This window comes from Actinoplanes regularis (assembly GCF_900188005.1).
GTDB classification, from domain to species: domain Bacteria; phylum Actinomycetota; class Actinomycetes; order Mycobacteriales; family Micromonosporaceae; genus Actinoplanes; species Actinoplanes regularis.
In genome coordinates this window covers 237,175-256,740 of record NZ_FZNR01000006.1, presented here as the reverse complement: position 1 = coordinate 256,740, position 19,566 = coordinate 237,175, and the positions used below count along the sequence as shown (strand labels likewise).

The following is a 19,566-nucleotide window of genomic DNA, read 5'->3' as shown; positions in this document are numbered from 1 at the left end:
GATTCGGCCGGGTCAGACATGACCCCTTGCCTTCAGCCGGTCGAACAGGTGCAGGGCACGGTTCACGTCGGCCGGCCGGAGGCTGCTCCGCAGCGGCAGGGTGACCAGGTGCTTCGCGGCCCACTCCGCGTTCGGGCAGGACCCCTCCAGGTATCCCGCCGCAGCGAGCTCGCGTCCCGAGAGCGGATGGACCGGCGTGCGGTACCAGTCGCCGAGCTCGACGCCCGCCGCGGCCGCCTCGCGCAGCACGTCGTCCTTGCCGAAGACCCGCACGGGGAGACGCAGCGGGACCGCCTCCGGTCCGGGCCGCGGGTGGTGCGACACGCCGATCCGGTCCAGGCCCCGCTCATATGCCGCGAGCACTTTCCGCCGTACGTCGATGTCCCGCAATGCCGCGGTGACCCGCCGTGGCAGCCGTTGCCGGACGCCGCGGATCATCCGCCAGCCGTACTCCGGGGTGCGCTCGGGATCCTCGGCGTACGAGCCGGTCACGACGCCGAGCCCGGCCAGCCGCCGGTACAGCGTCCGCACCCGCCACAGCACGCCGGTGTCCGCGGCGAGACGGTAGGCCAGGTATTCGGCGGCCATCACCAGTTCCCGGCCCGGGGGCGGGGCGGTGTAGAGCGGGTACCGGGTGTGCATTTCGGCGGCCAGGGCCGGGTCGTGGACGACGGCCGCCCCGCCCACGCCGGCGACGACGGGCTTGCCCCACTCGTACGAGTAGAAGGCGGCGACGCCTTGATCGCCGGCCGGGATCGAACCCGGTCCGATGTGCGCGCAGTTCTCGATGACGGGGACGGGCACCTCGGCGATCCGCGCCGGATAGCCGAAGGTGTGCTGCACGATCACGGCCCGGGTGCGGTCGTTGATCAGTTTCTTCGTCGCCGCCGGATCGGGGCTGAGGGCGTCCCGGTCGATGTCGGCGAAGACCGGGCGTACGCCGAGCCGCAGCAGCGGTTCGATCGCCGCCGCGCAGGTGTACGCCGGCACCACGACCTCGTCCCCGGCCGACACGTGCAGGGCCCGCAGCGTCGCGTGCAGCGCGACACGTCCCCGGTAGTAGTGCAGGACCGTGCTCATCCGCGCCGGGCCGCCGGATCGAGGACACCCCAGATCGACCCGACCCCGTAGACGACATGCGTGGTCGCGAAGACGATCGGCAGGGTCACCAGCAGTGCCGGGTCCCGGTGCCGCCAGGCGAGCCGGCCGGCCGAGGTGAGCGCGGCGGCGCCGTAGAGGCCCAGAGCGCCGGCGGTGGCCCAGCGGGCGGCTCTGCTCCGCGGTGCCGCCAGGGCGCCGACGGTGAGCGAGGCGACGAAGCCGACCGGAACGACGTTCCGGAACGACCCGATCCAGCGGCCCACCGCCCGGCTGGCCCGGAACGGCCAGTAGCCCTCCTCGAACGTCCACGAGCAGTACTCCCGGAAGTCGCTGCGCGCGTAGTAGGTGCTGGTGATGTCGGGCAGCAGCAGCACCTTGCCGCCGGACGCCCGCAGCCGCTGGTTGAACTCCCGGTCCTGAGCCCGGGCCAGGTGCTCGTCGAAGAGCCCCACCCGGTCGAAGACCGACCGGCGGTAGCAGCCACCGAAGACGGTGTCCACCCACTGCGGACCGCCCACTCCGGTGCGGTATCTGGCCCCGCCCGCGCCGAACGTGTCGGTGGCGGAGACGGCGATGGCCCGCCCCAGCGCGGTGTCGTCGCGCGGCAGCGACCGGCGGATCCCGCCGACGTTGTCCGCCTGCGGGTTGCTCAGCAGGCCGTGGACGCACTTGAGCAGGTAGTTGCTCTCGTACTCGGCGTGCACGTCGAGCCGGATGATGACGTCGCCGCGGGCCTCGCTGATGCCCCGGTTGAGCGCGGCCGGCTTGCTGTGCCCGGGATTGTCGAGCAGCCGCAGGTTCGGCTCGCGCAGCGCGTGCTCGCGGACGATGGTCCGGGTGCCGTCGTTGCTCAACCCGTCGACGAACAGGATCTCCATCCGGTCGGCGGGGTAGCTCTGCGCCTTCACGGAGTCGAGGAACGCGTCGACGAACCGCCCCTCGTTCCAGCACGGAACGATCACGGTCAGGTACGGAAGGTCGGTCATCAGGCCACCGCCTGCATCCGCCAGCCGCCCCGGCCGCGGCTCGGCGGCTTCGGTCCGGCGAGGTACGAGTCGTAATTGGGCATCGCGTCCGGGCCCTTGCGGGTCACCATGTTCAACACGCAGCCCAGCAGCGTCGCGTTGACCGCGTCCAGCGTCCGGATCGCCCCGGTGACCTGTGCGGACGTGGTCCGGCGGGCACGCACCACGAGCAGCGTGCCGTCCGTGCGGGCCGCCACCACGGCGGCGTCGGTCACCGGCAGCAGTGGCGGGCAATCGAAGATCACCACATCGAATCTCCTGCGTACGTCGTCGACGAGTTGCGTCATCCGCGGCGAGCTGAGCAGCTCGCTCGGGTTCGGTGGGGTGCGCCCGCCGGCCAGCAGCCACAGCCCGGCACCCCATGGCTGGAGCACCTGTTCCAGCGCCGCGGTCCCGTCCAGCACCCCGCTCAGCCCCGCGGAGCCCTCCCGGCCCAGGAACGCCGCCAGCCGCGGGCGGCGCAGCTCGGCGTCGACCACCAGAACCCGCTGCCCGGACTCGGCGAAGAGCAGGGCCAGTCCACAGGCGGTGGTCGAACGGCCCTCGCCGGGCACCGCGCTGGTGACCGCCAGGGTCTTCACCGAGTCCGAGGCGGCCGCGCACTGCACCCGGGTGCGCACCGCGCGCAGCGCCTCGGTCAGCGCCGAGGCGCTCGGCGACCCGAACAGGCTGCCCTCGTCGATCGGCACGCTGGTGAGCACCGGGGCCGAGGCGAGCACCTGCAACGCCTCCGCGGTGCGGATGGTGCGGTCGGCCAGCTCCCGGCTCACCACCCCGACCGCCCCGACGACCAGCCCGGCGATGATCGCCAGCGCGAAGTTGCGTACCGGGTTCGGTGCGATCGGGTCCTCGTCCAGCGCGGGCCCGGAGACCACGGTGACCTTCACGGCCGACGGCTCGGTCGGCGACGGGCGTTCCAGCTCCTCCACCGCGTTCTTGAAGTGGTTGGTCAGCCGGGTGATCAGCAGCAGCGCCCGGTCCCGGTCCCGGTCCGCCACGCTCACCTCCATCATCACGGTGTCCGGGAGGGTCTCCGAGGAGATCGCCTTGCGCACCTGCTGCGCGTCGAGGCCCACCCCCGGCGTCTCGGCCAGGGGATCGCAGACCTCGTCGCTGGTCAGCAACTTGGCGTAGGTGGCCAGCCGGCTGGCGTTGAACATGCTGGCGCCGTAGAGCTCGGAGACGCTGGCGAGCGGGGTGGAGAAGAAGAACGTGACCCGGGCCGCGTAGACCGGCGTGGTGTTCAGGTTGACGATCAGCGCCACGCCGAACGCGAGCACCACCGAGATCAGCGGCAGCCACCAGTGTCTTCGGGCGACACGGAGGTAATCGCGTAGGCCCACCCAGACCTCCCCGTTCCGTGACTCTTTGCCACAATATGAGGATGTATCAGGCATTACCTTGGTATCGAAAAAGTACGTTTTAATCATTATTTATGCTGCTAGGCTCCCCGGCATGAGTGGCGGATTCGCAGCTCAGGATGTCCCCGAGCGCCATTGGAGACACCGCGGCGGCGCACGCCTGCTGCTTCTGCTGCTGGACGGTGTCGCCTGGGCGATCGGCCTCTTCACGGCCGTCCTCGCCCGCTATGACGTCGCGCCCAACCGCGACCAGTTGGCCGGCGCGCTGCTGGCGACCGTCCTGGCCCTGATATTGCAGGCGGTGATCGGTCAAGCCTGGCACCTGTACCAGGGCCGGTACCGCTTCGCCGGCTTCGAGGAGACCCGCGCGGTCGCCTCCACCACGGCCGCTACGACGGTGGTCCTCACCGTGATCGTCATGCTGCTCTCCACGCAGCCGACCCCGGTGGGGGTGCCGGCGATCGGCGGCGCGGTCGCGGTGACCCTGATGCTCGGTGTCCGCTACGCGCGGCGTCTCCAGCTGTCCCGCCGGATGCGCCCCGATCTCGACAGTGCCGCGCCGGCCATCCTCTTCGGTGCCGGGTCCGCGGCCGCCACGCTGGTCGACTCGATGCTGCACGACCCGAACGGCCGTTACCTGCCGGTGGGCCTGATCGACGACGACCCGCGCAAGCGGCACCTGCGCCTCTGGGGTGTGCCGGTCCTCGGGACCCGTGAGGCCATCTCGGACGCGCTGGCCCGGACCACCGCCAAGCTGGTGATCTTCGCGGTCGCCAACGCGGACGCGGCCCTGGTCCGGGACATCCGGGACCGGGCGGCGGCGGCCGGGGCGGAATTCAAGATCGTGCCGTCGATGAGTGAGCTGATCAATCACTCGGTGGAGGTCCGGGACATCCGGGAGGTGCAGGTCACCGACCTGCTGGGGCGCCATCAGATCGACACCGACCTCTCGCAGATCGGCAGCTACCTGACCGGCAAGCGGGTCCTGGTGACCGGGGCGGGCGGCTCGATCGGCTCCGAGCTGTGCCGGCAGATCCACCACTTCGCTCCGGCGGAGCTGATGATGCTGGACCGGGACGAGACGTCACTGCAGGCGGTGCAGCTCTCCATCGATCCGCTGGCCCGCCTCGACGATCCGGCGGTGATCCTCGCCGACCTGCGGGACGCCGCCCGCATGCGGGAGATCTTCCGGACCCGTCGTCCGCACGTCGTCTTCCACGCCGGCGCGCTGAAGCATCTCGCCCTGTTGCAGCGCTATCCGGCCGAGGCGGTCAAGACGAACGTGGTGGGCACCCTGAACGTCCTGGACGCGGCGGAATCGGTGGAGCGGTTCGTGAACATCTCCACGGACAAGGCCGCCGACCCGGCGAGCGTCCTGGGCTACTGCAAGCGGATCACCGAGCGGCTCACGGCCTGGACCGCCCGCCGCCGGACCGGCACGTTCCTCAGCGTCCGCTTCGGTAACGTCCTGGGCAGCCGTGGCTCGGTCTTCACTACCTTCAGCACCCAGATCGCCCAAGGCGGCCCGGTCACGGTGACCCATCCGGACGTCACCCGGTACTTCATGACCATTCAGGAGGCCGTGCTTCTGGTCATCCAGGCCGCGGCGATCGGTGAGGACGGCGAGGCCCTGGTCCTGGAGATGGGTGCCCCGGTCCGCATCGCCGAGGTCGCCAACCAGATGGTCGCCCTGTCCGGTAAGGACATCCCCATCGAGTACACCGGGTTGCGGCCGGGGGAGAAGCTGGCGGAGGTGTTGTTCGGCAGCGACGAGGTGGATCGCCGGCCGCTCCATCCGCTCATCTCCCACTGCGAGGTCCCGCCTCTGGATCCGGCCTCGATCGGGAACCTCACCGGTGGCCCGGACACGGCGGTGCTCATCGCCCGGCTCGCCGAGGCCTGCTACAGCCCGACCTCGTCCCCGTCGCCCGCTCTCCGCAAGGAGACCCACCTGACCGCATGAAACCCGCGCGCCGGTCCCGGTCGTACGCGGAAATCGGTATTGTCCGGCGACGGCGGATCTGATGGTGGGAAGCGGTCTGGTGAGGGTTTGCCGGGGTGTCGCGGCGAACCGGACCGGAACCGACAAAGACGAAGAATCCGATTTTCCAGCGCGAAAGCCTTTCGCACTGCTGCAATCGGGTACATGGGACCCCGGGATGAGGACGACCGGCCCGAGCCGAGGCCGGTGCGAGCCGGCGTGCACGCGGCGCTGCGGGCCTGGCGCGAAAGCCTGATCGATCTCGGCGACAACAATCGGCTGATCAACTTCTCGGCCGGCAACGCCGACCTGCTGGAGATCACCTCGCCCGAGCCGGACCAGGTGGTCACCGCGCTGACCCGGGGCGCGACCTGCGCGCTGACCGGCCTCGGCGCGGCCGAGGCCGCGGGCGACGTGTTCCGGACCGAGGTGTCCGAGCGGTCGCTCGGGCCACTGCTGCGCCGGATGCTGCGCCGCAGCCAGCAGGAGTACCTCGACCGGGGCGTCTCCGTCCTGCATCTCGCGCTGGGACTGCTGCACTGGCGGCCGGTCGAGGACGACGACGATCGTGGCCGCCAGAACATCGGCTACGCCAGCCCGCTGCTGCTGCTCCCGGCCGAGCTGGTCGCCGGTGAGGTCGGCGAGCACCCCCGGCTGCGGCTGCGCGACGAGGAGGCGGTGATCAACCCGGCGCTGGCGCTGCGGCTGCGGCAGTCCGACATCGCCGTTCCGAACCTGGAGCCGGGCGTGGAGCTGAACCCGTCGCGGTTCTGGTCGGACTTCACCGACATGGTCGCCCGGCGGCACGGCTGGCACATCGAGCGCACCGTCGTCCTCACCTGCCTCACCTTCCACAAGGAGGCGATCTACCGGGACCTGCGGGAGAACGAGGCGCGCATCCTCGCCCACCCGGTGGTCCGCGCGCTGGCCAGCACCGACCAGCGGCGGCAGACCGACCAGTTCCGGTTCACCCCGATCAGGCCGGAGGAGGTGGACCGGCTCGCGCCGCCCGAGAGCGTGCCGCTGGTCCTCGACGCCGACTCGTCCCAGCGGGCCTGCGTGGCCGCCGCCCTGGCCGGGCAGAGCTTCGTGATGGACGGGCCGCCCGGGACCGGCAAGTCGCAGACCGTGGCGAACATGATCGGCGCGCTCCTGCACGCCGGGAAGCGGGTGCTGTTCGTCTCCGAGAAGGTCGCCGCGCTCGACGTGGTCCGCAACCGGCTCGCCGAGGCGGGGCTGGAGCGTTACATCCTGGAGCTGCACGGCCAGCAGGCCGGCCGCCGCGAGGTGGCGACGCTGCTGGCCGCGGCGATCGACGAGACGCCGGAGACCCCCGGCGAGGGGCCGATGGTGGATCGCGGCGCGTTGCGCGAGCGCCGCGAACTGCTGACCGCTTACGCGTACGCCATGAACGAGATTCGGCAGCCGCTGGGCACCAGCCTCCACGAGATCATCGGCCGCTGCGCCGGGCTCTCCGGAGCCCCGGCCGCGCCGGTACCCACGATCACCCCCGGCTCGCTCACCCCGGAGGTGATGCGCTGGGTCCGCGAGGCCACCGACCAGCTGTCCCGCTCCTGGCGGGCCATGGTCGACGGCGACGGCCTGCTCTGGCGCGACGTCATCACCCGCGAGCCGCTCGACCCCGCGCTGAGCCGGGCCGAGAAGGCGCTGGCGGCGCTCGCCCGCGCGGCCCGGATCGCCGACCCCGCGGCGAAGGCGTTCGGCCTGCGGCGACCGGACGACGCGGCCGCCCTGGCCCGGCTCGCCGAGCACGCCGGCCGGCGGCCGGAGGGGGTCGCCGACTCCTGGCTGACCGCGTCCGACCTGGGCCCCGTCCGCAAGGCCGCGGAGCGGCGCGGCGACGAGCTGGCGGCCGCGTCCGGAGCCGCCGAGATGGTCCTGCAGCGTGCCGGCGTGAACTGGAGCGACCTGCCGTCCGCCGACGACGTGCCGGCGGTGCCGTCCCTGGACGCGCTGGTCGGGGCGGTCCAGCCGGACACGCTCACCGCGGCCGAGGCCGACGAACTGGCCGACTCCTTCGCCAGGGCCGCCGAGCAGCTCGACAAGCATCGCCGCGCGGTCGACCGGGTCATCGCCAAGCTGGGCCTGCCCCGGGCGAACACGATCCGGGACATCTGCCGGGTGGCGGCGGTCGCCGAGCTGGGGGCGCGGGCGAACAAGCCGGAGCGGTTCTGGTTCGGGCCGGGCGGCCTGGCCGGTGTCCAGGCCGGGTCGGGCGCGCTGCGGCGGGCGCTGGAAGTGCTGGTCGGCGCGGAGATCCAGGCCCGGCCGTACTTCTCCGAGGCGATTCTGGCGCAGCCGATCGAGGAGATGGCCGAGCGGTTCGCCACGACGCACCGCGGGCTCGGGCGGCTGCGCGCGGCGTACCGGCGCGACAAGCGGCAGCTGGCCGGATTCGTGCTGCCGAGCGCGCACCTCGCCGACGCGATCGACCGGCTGAGCACGGCCGTCGCCTGGAAACGGGCCCGCCAGGAGCTGGCGGCGGCGGAGCACGCGTACGCGACCACGCTGGGCCGTTACTGGCAGAGCCGGGCCACCGACTTCGCGGCCGTCGACGAGGCGATCTCGGTCGCCACCACGGCGCTCGCCTCGGCGCCGCCGGCCGGGGTGGAGGCGGTGCTCGCCTACGTCTGCGCACCGGCGCCCGACCCGGAGCTGATCCAGCTGGTCGTGGAGGCCCGGGAGGCGCTGACGCGCTGGCAGGCCACGCTGCGGCCGGTGCCCTACCCGGCGGCGCGGCCGGAGCTGATGGCCGGGTCCGTCGACGAGGCGATCATCTGGCTGACCGAGCACGTCACGGCCCTGCGGGCGACGGCGGAGGCGGTCCGGGCGTTCGACGCCGCGACCGGGCGCACGCTGGACTACGCGGAGACGATGCGGCTGGCCGAGCTGCGGTCAGCGGCGTCCCGGGCCGAGGCGGCGCTCGATGATCGTACCGATGAATCGCTGGAAATCGATCCCGCGGTCCTGGCCGAAGCGGTCGAGTGGGCGGCCGAGGCCCGGATCTCCGGGCCGCTGACCGAGGCGCAGGTCGTCGCGCTGCGGGACCTGCGGCCGATCGCCGGGTTGGCCGAGCGGGCTCAGGAATGGACCGAGGCGAGCCAGGCCGTGCTCGCCGGGTTCGGCCCGGCCAGGCAGGCTGACCTGCGCGAACGTTTCTCTGACTACCATCGGGCCGCCGCGTTCCTGCGCGACATCCGGGACGACAGCAGCGGCCAGGACGAGTGGTTCGCCTGCCTCGACGCCCGCGACGTGCTCACCTTCCACGGCCTCGACGCGGCCGTCGAGTTCTGCGCCGACCAGCACCTGGAGAGCGCGGACGTGCCCGCCGTCCTGGAGCGGGCGCTGCTGCACGGCTGGGTCGACGCGGTGGTCCGGACCGACAACCGGCTGCGGCCCTGGCGGGCCGAGGACCGCGACCGTCTGGTCACCGAGTTCCGGCAGGCCGACGAGAAGCTCGCGGCGATCGCGGCGCGGGAGATCATCGCCGCGGTCGAGGCCCGCCGGCCCTCGGGCGACAGCACGGCCGCCGGACTGTTGCGGCGGGAGGCGATGAAGGCCGATCGGCAATTGCCGGTACGGGAACTGATCGCCCGCACCCGCGACGTCGTCCTCGCCCTGCGCCCCTGCGTCCTCGCCTCCCCGCTGACGGTGAGTCAGTCCCTGCCCCCGGACATCGGCTTCGACGCGGTCATCTTCGACGAGGCGTCCCAGATCACCCCGGCCGACGCGATCAACTGCATCTACCGTGGCCAGTCCCTGATCACCGCGGGCGACGACCGGCAGCTCCCGCCCACGTCCTTCTTCGACCGGGCGTTCAGCGGCTCGCCGGACACCGAGGTGCTCGACTACCAGTCGGTGCTGGAGCTGGCCAAGGCCTGCGGTGCCTTCCCCGGGATGGGTCTGACCTGGCACTATCGCAGCCGGCACCAGGCGCTCGTCGCGTTCGCCAACGACGCGTTCTACCAGGGACGGCTGAGCACGTTCCCCGCGCCCGGCACGGGCGGCCCGGACACCGGCGTCCAGCTGTTCCCGGTTGCCGGGGTTTACCGTCGGGCGACCAGCCGGGACAACCCGATCGAGGCGGAGCGGGTCGCGGAGCGCATCCTGCACCACTTCACCACCCGGCCCGGTCAGTCGCTCGGCGTGGTCACCTTCTCGATGGCGCAGGCCGAGGCGATCGAGCGGGCGCTGGAGAAGATCGCCGCCGGGCAACCGGCGCTGGAGCGTCTGGTCGCCGACGACCGGTTGCACGGCTTCTTCGTCAAGAGCCTGGAGTCGGTCCAGGGCGACGAGCGGGACGTCATGATCTTCTCGATCGGTTACGGGTACGACGAGTCCGGCCGGATCACCGCGAACTTCGGCGCCCTGAACCGCCCGAACGGCTGGCGGCGGCTCAACGTGGCGATCACCCGTGCCCGGCACCGGGTCGAGCTGGTCACCTCGATCCTGGCCCGTGACGTCCCGGCGTCGGAGAACGAGGGCGTCCGGCAGCTCGCCGCCTACCTCGACCACGTGGAGCACGGCACCGGTGACACCAGCCCGGACCTCGCCGACGGCACCAGCGAGTTCGTCGACTCGCTGGTGGAGACGGTCCGTTCCTGGGGCTACCCGGCCCGGACCGGCCTGGGCACCGCCGGTGGCCGGATCGACATCGCGGTCCGCCATCCCGACGACCCGGCGGGCGACTACCTGCTCGGGATCCGCTGTGACGGCCCGGGCTACCACGACTGTCCCGCCGCCCGCGACCGGGACCGCCTCACCGGCCAGGTGATGACCGATCTCGGCTGGCGGCTGCACCGGGCGTGGGCCCTGTCCTGGTACCGCGACCGGGCGGGCGAGGAGGAGCGGCTGCGGTCGGTGCTGGAGCGGGCGGTGGCGGCGCGAAGCGGTCGTACCGGTGCCGTCGAAGCCCCCGTCGTGGACCGCGCGCCAAACGCGCGACCTCGGATTCTTCGGCACGAACCGGCCCGCAAGTAGCCCGGCTACGGATCAGCGGCCGCAAAGGTTGACCGAGGGCCGAAATCGAGACCATTGACACTCCGGTTACCCAAAAAGGCCCCTTGAGCACGTCTTTGAACGAAGACGTGGAACGCGTTCACATCTCAAGGGGGGAACCGCATGCCACGGAGTCAGGCCCAGCACCGGGAGCCGAATCCGGTGATCGTGACCCTCCGGCGCGGGCTGCGGTGGCCGGTGGCCTGGTTCCGGAGATGGCCGCGGTGGTCGCGGAGGGCGGCCGCGATCGTCGTCGCGCTCCAACTGGCACTGGTGGTGGCCGCCGCCGGCTATGTCTGGAGTGTGGACCTGCCGTCGGATCCGGTGCCGCCGCAGGCCTCGGTGCTGTACTACCGCGACGGCCGGACCGTCCTCGCGAGAATCGGCGCGACGGACCGGACCGACGTCCCGCTGACCCGGGTGCCGCTCGGCGTACGGCGGACGTTCCTGGCCGCCGAGGACCGTGACTTCTACGAGCACCACGGCGTCTCCGCGCGAGGTCTGGCCCGGGCCCTCTGGTCGAACGTCGTGCGGGACAGCGGCGAGGGCGCCTCCACGATCACTCAGCAGTACGCCCGCAACGCGTACCTGACCCAGGAGCGGACGGTCGGCCGCAAGGCCAAGGAGGCGGCGCTCGCGCTGAAGGTGGAGCACCGGTTCACCAAGGACGAGATCCTCGAGCGCTATCTCAACACCATCTACTTCGGCCGCAGCGCCTACGGCATCGAGGCCGCCTCCCACGCGTTCTTCGGCGTCTCCGTGGACCACCTGACCACGTACCAGGGTGCCGTGCTCGCCGCGATGGTCAAGGACCCGACGCGGGGTGACCCGGCCGTGGATCCCGGCTGGACCCTGGACCGGTGGAAGTGGATCATCCGGGCGATGAGCGACGCGGGCTGGCTGCCGGTCGGCGCGGCCGACCGGACGCCGTACCCGGAGGTCGCGAAGGAGTCGGTCACCGCCAGCACCATCGGCGGTCCCCTCGGGCTGATCACCGACCGGGTCGAGGACGAACTCGTGGCCGCGGGCTACAGCCGCCAGCAGATCCGCACGGGCGGTCTGAGCATCACGACCACGCTCGACGCCGGCGCGCAGCAGACCGCGATCACGACCATCGGCAAGGCCCTCGCCGGCCAGCCGGAGACGCTGCGGACCGCGCTGGTGGCGATCGATCCGCGCGACGGCGGGGTGCGCGCCTACTACGGCGGTGACCGTGGCCGCGGCTACTACGACGACGCGCTGGCGGCCCGGCCCGCCGCCTCGACCTTCAAGCCGCTCGTCCTGGCCGCCGCCGAGGAGCACGACATCAGCTTCCGCTCGTACTACAACGGGACCTCGCCCCGGGTGTTCGCCGATCGCGGCGGCGCGCCGCTCTACAACGTGGGCAACCTGCAGTGTCCGGTGTGCCCGCTGGACACCGCGATGGTCTACTCGCTGAACACCCCGTTCTACGCGGTGGCCGAGCAGATCGGCGCGAAGAGCATTCGTGACCTCGCGCTGCGGCTGGGCGTCCCCGACAAGTACGGCGACCAGACCACCATGGTCGATCTCAAGGGCGAGCTGTCGCCCGGCCGGACCCGCTCCGACATCGCCATCGGCCGGTACCCGGTCAAGCCGGCCGACCTGGCCGGCGTCTACGCGACCCTGGCCAACGGCGGCGGCCACGCGAAACGGCACTTCGTCGTGTCGGTCACCGGAGCCGGCGGCACCGTCCTGCACCGGCACAAGGTGGTGACGACCCGGGTGCTCGACAGCGGCGTCGCGGCGGACGTGGGCGCCGTGCTGTCCCAGGTTGTCGAGCACCACGGCCGGGTCCCGGGGATCCAGGCCGCCGCGAAGACCGGTTCCCAGCAGTTCGGCGACACGGTCGACTCGTCCGACGCGTGGACGGCCGGGTGGGCGCCGGGGCTCGCCGTGGTGACCTGGGTGGGCCGGGACAAGCCCGGGCCCATCCGGACCAAGGACGGGAAGGCCATCAACGGCGAGGGCATGCCGTACGACATCTTCCGGAACTTCCTCTCCGGCGCCCTCAAGGGCCGGCCGGCGGCCGCCCTCCCGCGGGCGGCCGAGGTCGGCCAGCCCCAGAAGGGCGACCTGGAGACCCTCGGAGGCGACGTCGCGATGGTTCCCGGCAAGGTCTTCCCGGGACCGCAGAAGGGCGACCTGGTCGACAAGTCCCTGGCCAAGGGCGGCTGGAACGAGCGGGTCTCCCGGCTGACCAGCGCTCTCGACGAGTACGCGAACACCGCCGGAGACTTCTCGGTCTCCCTCGTCGACAAGAAGACCGGGCACCGCTACGACTACCACGGCGACCGCGAGTTCGAGACCGCCAGTGTGGTGAAGGTCGAGCTGCTGGCGGCCCTGCTGCTGCAGGCGCAGGACACGGGCCGCACACTCACCTCGGCCGAGCGGGAGCGGGCCCGCAAAATGATCGTGGCCAGCGACAACGACGCGGCGGTCCAGATCTACGACGCGATCGGTGGCGTCAACGGGCTGCGCGCGGCCCTGCAGCGCCTCGGCCTCGACGACACCGACCCGGCCGCCAACTTCGGCCTGACCACGACCACCGCGAAGGACCAGACCCGGATGGTCACCGCCCTCACGGCGACCGGCAGCCCGCTGAACTCGAAATCCAGGGAGCTGATCCTGCAGCTCATGTCGTCGGTCAACGCCGACCAGACCTGGGGGGTCAGCGCCGCGTCCTTCGCGGGCGAGCAGACCGCGCAGAAGAACGGCTGGCTCTCCCGCTCGACGGAGCAGGGCCGGTGGATCGTCAACACCACCGGCCGGGTCAGCGGCGAGAAGACCGACGTGGCGCTGTCGGTCCTCTCCCACGGGCACAAGGACCAGCAGGCGGGTATCGAGGTCGTCGAGCAGATCGCCGCTCTTACCCGCAGCTACCTGGGCTGGTGAACGCGGTCAGGCGCGGGCGCCGCGCAGGACGGCGTCGACCAGCGCCGTGGGGAACTCCTTGTCCGGCACGCCGGTGCGGAAGTCGAACATGCCCTGCATCATCGACGAGCCGCCGAGCATCAGGAGGGTCAGCTCGACGTTCAGGTCGGGGCGCAGCTCGCCGTCGGCGATGCCCCGCCGCAGGATCTCGCGCATCAACTCGCGCCGGGGTTCCATCACCGTGTGATGCATCCGGTTCAGCTCGGAGTCGCGCAACAGGTCGGGGAGCAGGCAGGCGGTGACGATGCCGAACTCCCGGGCCCGGGACGACCGGTTCGCGGTGACCAGGGCGATCAGGTCGTCGCGGACCGAGGTGCCGCCGAGCTCCGGGATCGGGCCCTTCATGCTCCGGACCGCGTCGATGAGCAGGGCTTCCTTGTTCGGCCAGCGGCGGTAGAGGGTGGCCTTGCCGACGCCCGCCCGCGCGGCGACCGCCTCGATCGAGAGGGCCGCCGTGCTCTGCCCTTCCGCCAGCAGCGTGAGCACCGCGTCGAGGATGGCCTCGTCGGCCTGGGCGTTGCGGGGCCGGCCAGGAGCCTTACGCTCCTGGCCGGGCGAGACGGTGCTGGTCATGGGGTTCATTGTTACCGACGGGTCATGCCTCGGCCAGGGCCACGCCCTGCTCCTCCGCGAGCACCGGGGCGGGCTGCTCCGCGGGCCGCTTGCCGGGCAGGAAGAGCACCGCGACCACCGCGCCGAGCAGCGCGAACACCAGCGAACCGACGGCCGCCCAGTGCATCGCGGTGACGAACGACTCGTTGGCGCTCTGGATCAGCGCCGGGCCGGCCGGGCCCGCCTGCGCGGCCACCGCGTACGCCCCGGAGATGGACTCGCGGGCCGCGTCGGCCGCCGCGCCGGGCAGGCCGTCGGTGGCCGTGCCCAGATTGTCGCGGTAGACCGAGGAGAGGACGGCGCCCAGCACCGCGACGCCCAGGGCGCCGCCGAGCTGCCGGATGGTGTTGCTGACCGCGGAGCCGACACCGGCCTTCTCCCGGGGCAGCGCTGCCATGATCGACTCGGTGGCCGGCGGCATCACGTTGGCCATGCCGACGCCCATCAGGAAGAACGCGAACGCGACCACGGCGATCGGGGTGTCCGCCCCGATCGGCAGCCAGGCGGCCAGGCCGAGCGCGACCAGCAGCAGGCCGGCGGTGCTGACGGCCTTGGGGCCGAACTTCTTCACCATGTTCGAGCTGATCGGGGCGAAGACCATCTGACCGACCGCGAACGGGACGAAGAGCGCGCCGGAGGCGAGCGGACCGTAACCGCGGACCAGCTGCAGATAGAACGCGCCGAAGAACATCGAGCCCATGGCCGCGAAGAAGACCAGGCCGATCATGCCGGTGGAGGCGGAGAACTGCCGGTTGCCGAAGAGCCGCACGTCCAGCGAGGGGAACTCGATGCGGCGCTCGTAGAGCACGAAGCCGATCAGCACCAGGACGCCACCGATGATGGGGCCCCAGGAGAGCGGTTCGCCGAAGCCGTCCTCGCCGCCCTTGATCACGCCGTAGGTGAGCAGGGTCAGGCCGACGATGGAGAGCAGCACGCCGAAGACGTCGATCCGGCCCGGCTTGGGGTCACGGGACTCCGGCACCAGGATCGCGACGAGGGCCACGCCGACGATCACGATCGGCACGTTGATCAGGAAGACCGAGCCCCACCAGAAGTGTTCGAGCAGGAAGCCGCCGAGGATCGGGCCTAGGGCGACCGCGAGGCCGACCGCGCCCGCCCAGACGCCGATGGCCCGGGCGCGCTCACGCGGATCGAAGACGTTGGCGATGATCGACAGGGTGGCGGGCATGACCGCCGCGGCGCCCAGGCCCATCACCGCGCGGGCGGCGATCAGCTGGTCGGGGCTGTCGGCGTACGCCGAGATCAGCGACGCGATGCCGAACAGTGTCAGGCCGGTGATCAGGGTGATCCGGCGGCCCAGGCGGTCGGCCAGGATGCCGGCGGTGAAGAGCAGGCCGGCGAAGACCAGGGTGTACGAGTTGATGGCCCACTCCAGCTCACTCTGGGTGGCGCCGAGGCCGCGCTGCGGGTCCGCGATGATCCGCAGGGCCACGTTCAGCACGGTGTTGTCGAGAACCACCACGAGCAGGCTGATGACCAGCACGCCCAGGATGGCCCAGCGTCGGGGATGCCCGGCGGTCTGGGGTGTCGGTTGCGCGTTCATCCGGTGTTTCCCCCCGGTTTCGAAACGGAACTGTCTCGTATCTGAATCGAACAGTAGTCCGGTGAGTTAGAAAACGGAACGCTCTCGTATCGAAAGTGTGGGTTCCGTCACTCCACCGGTTGACCTGGAGCGCGCTCCAGGTCCTAGCGTCGACCGCATGGAAACGATGGAACTGGGACGAACCGGGACTCAGGTCAGCAAGCTCGCGCTCGGCGCCATGCAGATGGGCGGTGCCACGAGCGAGGCCGACTCGATCCGGATCCTGGACCGCTACCTCGAGGCCGGCGGCTCGTTCCTGGACACCGCCGACTGCTACGAGTGGTGGGCGCACCGGGGCAGCCGGGGCGGGGAGAGCGAGGAACTGCTCGGCCGCTGGCTGAGGAACCGCCGTGACCGGGTCTTCCTGGCCACGAAGGGCAGCGCCGTGCCGGCGTACTCGGACGAGCTGTGGAACGCGGACGGGACGGCGAACTGGGAGCTGGCCCGGCGTACCTTCGCCGGAGCCGGGGCGGACACGCTGCGGCACGCCCTGGACGGCAGCCTGAAGCGGCTCGGTACCGACCACGTCGACCTGTACTACGTGCACGTCGACGATGTGGGCACCCCGTTGGAGGAGACCCTGGAGGCGCTCTCCGGGCTGGTCACCGCGGGCAAGGTGCGCTACCTGGGCTGGTCGAACGTGCGCACCTGGCGGCTGGAGGCGATCCGGCGGCTGTGCGAGCGGTACGGCTGGGTGGCGCCGGTCGCGCTTCAGCAGCAGCACTCGTACCTGCGCCCGAAGGCCGGCAACGCGTCCGCCTCGATCGTCGGCGCGGAGCAGTGGGACTACCTCACCGAACACCGGGACCTGCAGCTGGTCGCGTACTCCCCGATCCTCAAGGGCGTCTACGACGACCCGGCCAAGCGCGCCGGCCACTGGATGATGGAGAACTACGCCGGCCCGGACGTGGGCGCCCGCCTGGCCGTGCTGAACGAGGTCGCGGCCGAGCTGGGCAGCACCCCGAACCGCACGGTCCTGGCCTGGCTGCTGCACCAGGCCCGGCCGTCGGTCGTCCCGCTGATCGGCCCGAAGACCCCCGAGCAGCTCGACGACCTGCTCCCGGCTCTCGAGATCAAGCTGGACGCGTCACAGCTGGCTCGCCTGGAGGCGGCCGGCGCCTAGCTCGGCCGGGATCTCGGGCTCGGCGATGGCGATCTCCAGCACGCCGTCCGCGCCGACCGGGCGGGCGAGCAGGTAGCCCTGGGCGAACTCGCAGCCCAGCCGGGCGAGCGCCTGGAGGTCGGCGGCGTTGTCGACACCCTCGGCGACGGTCACCATGCCGAGGGCGTGCGCCATCTTGATCATCGCGTCGGCGAGGGAGCACCGGGCCGGGTCGTGGTGGATGCCGGCGACGAAGGTGCGGTCGATCTTGACGATGTCCCAGCCGTGATCGGCGACCCGGGCCATCGACGAGTAACCCGTGCCGAAGTCGTCCACGGCGATCTTCACGCCGGCCCGGCGCAGCGGCCCGAGCGCCGCGTCCACGGTCGAGGGCTCGGCCATGCCGGTCTCGGTCAGCTCCAGGGTGAGCATGTCCGGCGGCGTGCCGGCGCGCCCCAGAGCGGCCAGCACCAGCTCGGCGGTGGAGTCGGTGAGCTGGCGCGGGGAGAGGTTGACCGCGACCGGGATCCACCGGCCGATCGCGTCGTGCCAGCGGCGCTGCTCGGCCAGGGCTTCCTTGAGCACCAGCGCGAACACCTGGGCGACGGTGCCGGAGGCCTCGGCGACCGGCACGAACACGCCCGGCGGCAGGATCCCGTCCGTCGGGTGCCGCCAGCGGACCAGCGCCTCCACCGAGCTCAGCCGGCCGTCGCCGACCTGGAAGACCGGTTGGTAGACACAGTAGAGCTCGCCCGGGTGGGTCAGCGCCCGGCGCAGGTCGGCGTCGAGCCGCAGCCGCTGCGTCGCCCCGGCGCGGATCTCCGCGTCGAACCGCACCACCCGGCCCCGGCCGGCCGCCTTGGCCTGATACATCGCGGTGTCCGCGTCCTGCATCAGGGTGTCCGGGTCGGCCTGCGGGTCACCGGTGGTGCGCAACCCCATCGAGAGCGAGGCGAAGAACTCGGTGCCGTCGGAGAGCCGCATCGCCCGGCCGAGGTTGTCGGCGACCCGTTCGGCGACCTCCACCGCCTGCTCCTCGGTCGTACCCGGCATCAGGATGACGAACTCGTCGCCGCCCAGCCGGCACACCACGTCGGTGTCCCGGACCGCGGCCCGCAACCGGCTGCTGATCTCGATCAGCAGCTGGTCGCCGGCGTCGTGGCCGAGGCTGTCGTTGACATCCTTGAAGTGGTCCAGGTCGCAGAAGAGCAGCCCGAGCCGGGCCGCCGGGCCGGGCGGCATCGAACTGAGCTCGAGGGCCAGCCGGTCCATCAGCAGGCTGCGGTTGACCAGCCCGGTCAGCGGGTCGTGCCCGGCCCGCCAGGACAGCTCGTGGATCGGCCTGACCAGCCGGATCGCGACCAGCGCCATCGACAGCGCCGCGCCGAGCAGGAGCGGGTTGTCCGAGCGCGGTTCCCAGAACAGGTGCAGGCAGGGCAGCAGCAGCGCGGCCCCGAACAGGATCAGGGCGCGCGACAGGGGAAGCGCGTGCACCGCGGAGCGGTGTGGTGTGGCGGCGACCATCGACGGGTGCAGGGCGGCCGTGCCGAGCAGGATCGGCATCGCCATCCAGCCCAGATCGATCAGCCCGCCCTCGGTGTACGTCCCGGTCAGCCCCTGATGGGTGTAGAGCGCGTCGGAGACGAACCAGGCCACCAGCCCGGTCAGCAGCCAGCGCACACCCGGGGCGCGCAACTCGATGCCGAGTGCCAGCGCCAGCGCGCAGTACACCACGATCAGCGTGCTGACCGGCGCGGCGGTCGCGAAGAACCGGGCGGCGATGCTGCCGCCCACGGTGATCGTCGGCTGCACCACCAGGATCCACGCCAGGCTGGCCAGGGGGGTCAGGAGCACCGCGGCGTCGACGAAGGCGGTCCGGCCGGCCCGGGACGCGAGCATCGCGGTCCCGGCGGCGATGGTCAGATGGCCGAGGAGGTAGAGCACGTCGGCGCTGGAGGGGAACGCCGGTTCATTGCCACCCGCGGTGTGCAGGGCGAAGATCACGTCGCCGGCCGCGGAGAAGGCCAGCCCGAGCCCGATCACCAGCCAGCCGCCCCGCCGCGCCGGGACGTGCCCGCGCAGGCCGATCCAGGTGGCGATCGGCGCGGTGCTGTTGACCAGCACGTAGATCCACCGGGTGCCGCCGTTCAACGGCACGATGACGTAGACGGCCGCGAGCGCGGACGTCAGCAGCAGATAGATCCACCACAGATGGCGGATTCCCCGGTAACGACCGATCATGAGTCGTCACCGGTTCCCGGGACCGGGGCTTGGCATGCGGGTCCTATCGGCCGCGCCGGGACCGGCCGGAGGACTCCGGAGCGGGTGGGTCAGGCGAGCGACTGCCAGGCGGTGATCAGGGCCTGGCGGAACTCGGTGGCCCGGGTTCCGGTCAGTTTCGCGATCATCCGGGCTTCGAGCTCACGTACCGGGGCCTCCACCGCGGCCAGCAGGGAGCGGCCCTCGTCCGTGAGGTGGATCAGCAGCTCACGGCGGTTGGCGGGATTGCGCTCGCGGCGGATCAGCGCGCGGGTCTCCAGGGTGCGGACCATGTCGGCCATGGACTGGGCCGTGACGAACGAGTCGCGGGCCAGTTGAGCCGCGGAAAGTCCGTCGTGGCGCTCCAGGACGGTGAGCGCCGTGTACTGCAGCGCGGTGATGCCGTGGCGGCGGACCAGCTCGTCGAGGCGGGCGCGGACCGCCAACTCCAGTTGTTTGACCAGGTAGAGCAGTGACGGCATGGACGGTCCCTCCGCGTGAAAGATGCCGCGAGATTACCCCGTTGACAGGAAACCTGATCGTCGTCGAAA

Annotated in this window: 11 protein-coding genes; 4 read left to right on the top strand and 7 right to left on the bottom strand. The window is 71.7% G+C overall.

Annotation, left to right across the window (positions count from 1 at the left end):
* Positions 1 to 12: 12 nt before the first annotated feature.
* Genes CHC09_RS18720 through CHC09_RS18710 form a run of 3 tightly spaced genes read right to left on the bottom strand, consistent with a single transcriptional unit; the run spans position 13 to position 3,469 of the window.
* Positions 13 to 1,080, bottom strand: coding sequence for a DegT/DnrJ/EryC1/StrS family aminotransferase (locus CHC09_RS18720; protein ID WP_089294419.1), 1,068 nt, complete (start codon positions 1,078 to 1,080; stop codon positions 13 to 15).
* Positions 1,077 to 2,087 (bottom strand): glycosyltransferase family 2 protein, encoded by a 1,011-nt coding sequence (locus CHC09_RS18715; protein ID WP_089294418.1) that lies wholly within the window; start codon positions 2,085 to 2,087, stop codon positions 1,077 to 1,079. Before CHC09_RS18715 ends, CHC09_RS18720 begins: the two co-directional genes overlap by 4 nt.
* Positions 2,087 to 3,469, bottom strand: coding sequence for a tyrosine-protein kinase domain-containing protein (locus CHC09_RS18710; protein ID WP_089294417.1), 1,383 nt, complete (start codon positions 3,467 to 3,469; stop codon positions 2,087 to 2,089). The genes CHC09_RS18715 and CHC09_RS18710 overlap by 1 nt, the downstream gene beginning before the upstream one ends.
* A 112-nt stretch (positions 3,470 to 3,581) precedes the next feature.
* Between CHC09_RS18710 and CHC09_RS18705 the strand changes: the two genes are divergently transcribed.
* The 3 genes from CHC09_RS18705 (at position 3,582) to CHC09_RS18695 (ending at position 13,400) form a co-directional block, all read left to right on the top strand.
* A complete protein-coding gene (locus CHC09_RS18705; RefSeq protein ID WP_089294416.1) occupies positions 3,582 to 5,450 on the top strand; it encodes a nucleoside-diphosphate sugar epimerase/dehydratase in 1,869 nt (622 codons plus the stop codon).
* Between the two features lie 183 nt (positions 5,451 to 5,633).
* Complete coding sequence (locus CHC09_RS18700; RefSeq protein WP_089294415.1) at positions 5,634 to 10,469, top strand: DUF4011 domain-containing protein; 4,836 nt, start codon at positions 5,634 to 5,636, stop codon at positions 10,467 to 10,469.
* A 141-nt stretch (positions 10,470 to 10,610) separates the two neighbouring features.
* Entirely contained in the window at positions 10,611 to 13,400 is a 2,790-nt protein-coding gene (locus CHC09_RS18695; protein ID WP_089294414.1) for a transglycosylase domain-containing protein, read from the top strand.
* Between the two features lie 6 nt (positions 13,401 to 13,406).
* On the opposite strand, the gene CHC09_RS18690 is transcribed toward CHC09_RS18695, so the two are convergent.
* On the bottom strand, positions 13,407 to 14,021 hold the full coding sequence (locus tag CHC09_RS18690) for a TetR/AcrR family transcriptional regulator (protein ID WP_089294413.1): 615 nt from the start codon (positions 14,019 to 14,021) through the stop codon (positions 13,407 to 13,409).
* 13 nt (positions 14,022 to 14,034) lie between these two features.
* Positions 14,035 to 15,615 carry an MFS transporter gene (locus CHC09_RS18685; protein WP_089294412.1) on the bottom strand — a complete coding sequence of 527 codons (1,581 nt, stop codon included), beginning with the start codon at positions 15,613 to 15,615 and terminating at the stop codon, positions 14,035 to 14,037.
* 157 nt (positions 15,616 to 15,772) lie between these two features.
* Between CHC09_RS18685 and CHC09_RS18680 the strand changes: the two genes are divergently transcribed.
* Positions 15,773 to 16,777: an aldo/keto reductase gene (locus CHC09_RS18680; protein ID WP_089294411.1), complete on the top strand. Its 1,005-nt coding sequence runs from the start codon at positions 15,773 to 15,775 to the stop codon at positions 16,775 to 16,777.
* Here CHC09_RS18680 and CHC09_RS18675 read toward each other — a convergent pair.
* Together CHC09_RS18675 and CHC09_RS18670 are read right to left on the bottom strand one after the other, a co-directional pair.
* The gene (locus CHC09_RS18675) at positions 16,742 to 18,997 is read right to left on the bottom strand and encodes a putative bifunctional diguanylate cyclase/phosphodiesterase (protein WP_089294410.1); all 2,256 of its coding nucleotides are present in this window, start codon (positions 18,995 to 18,997) and stop codon (positions 16,742 to 16,744) included. The two genes, CHC09_RS18680 and CHC09_RS18675, sit on opposite strands and share 36 nt — an antisense overlap.
* Before the next feature lie 89 nt (positions 18,998 to 19,086).
* Positions 19,087 to 19,497 carry a MarR family winged helix-turn-helix transcriptional regulator gene (locus tag CHC09_RS18670; RefSeq protein WP_089294409.1) on the bottom strand — a complete coding sequence of 137 codons (411 nt, stop codon included), beginning with the start codon at positions 19,495 to 19,497 and terminating at the stop codon, positions 19,087 to 19,089.
* Positions 19,498 to 19,566 lie beyond the last annotated feature (69 nt).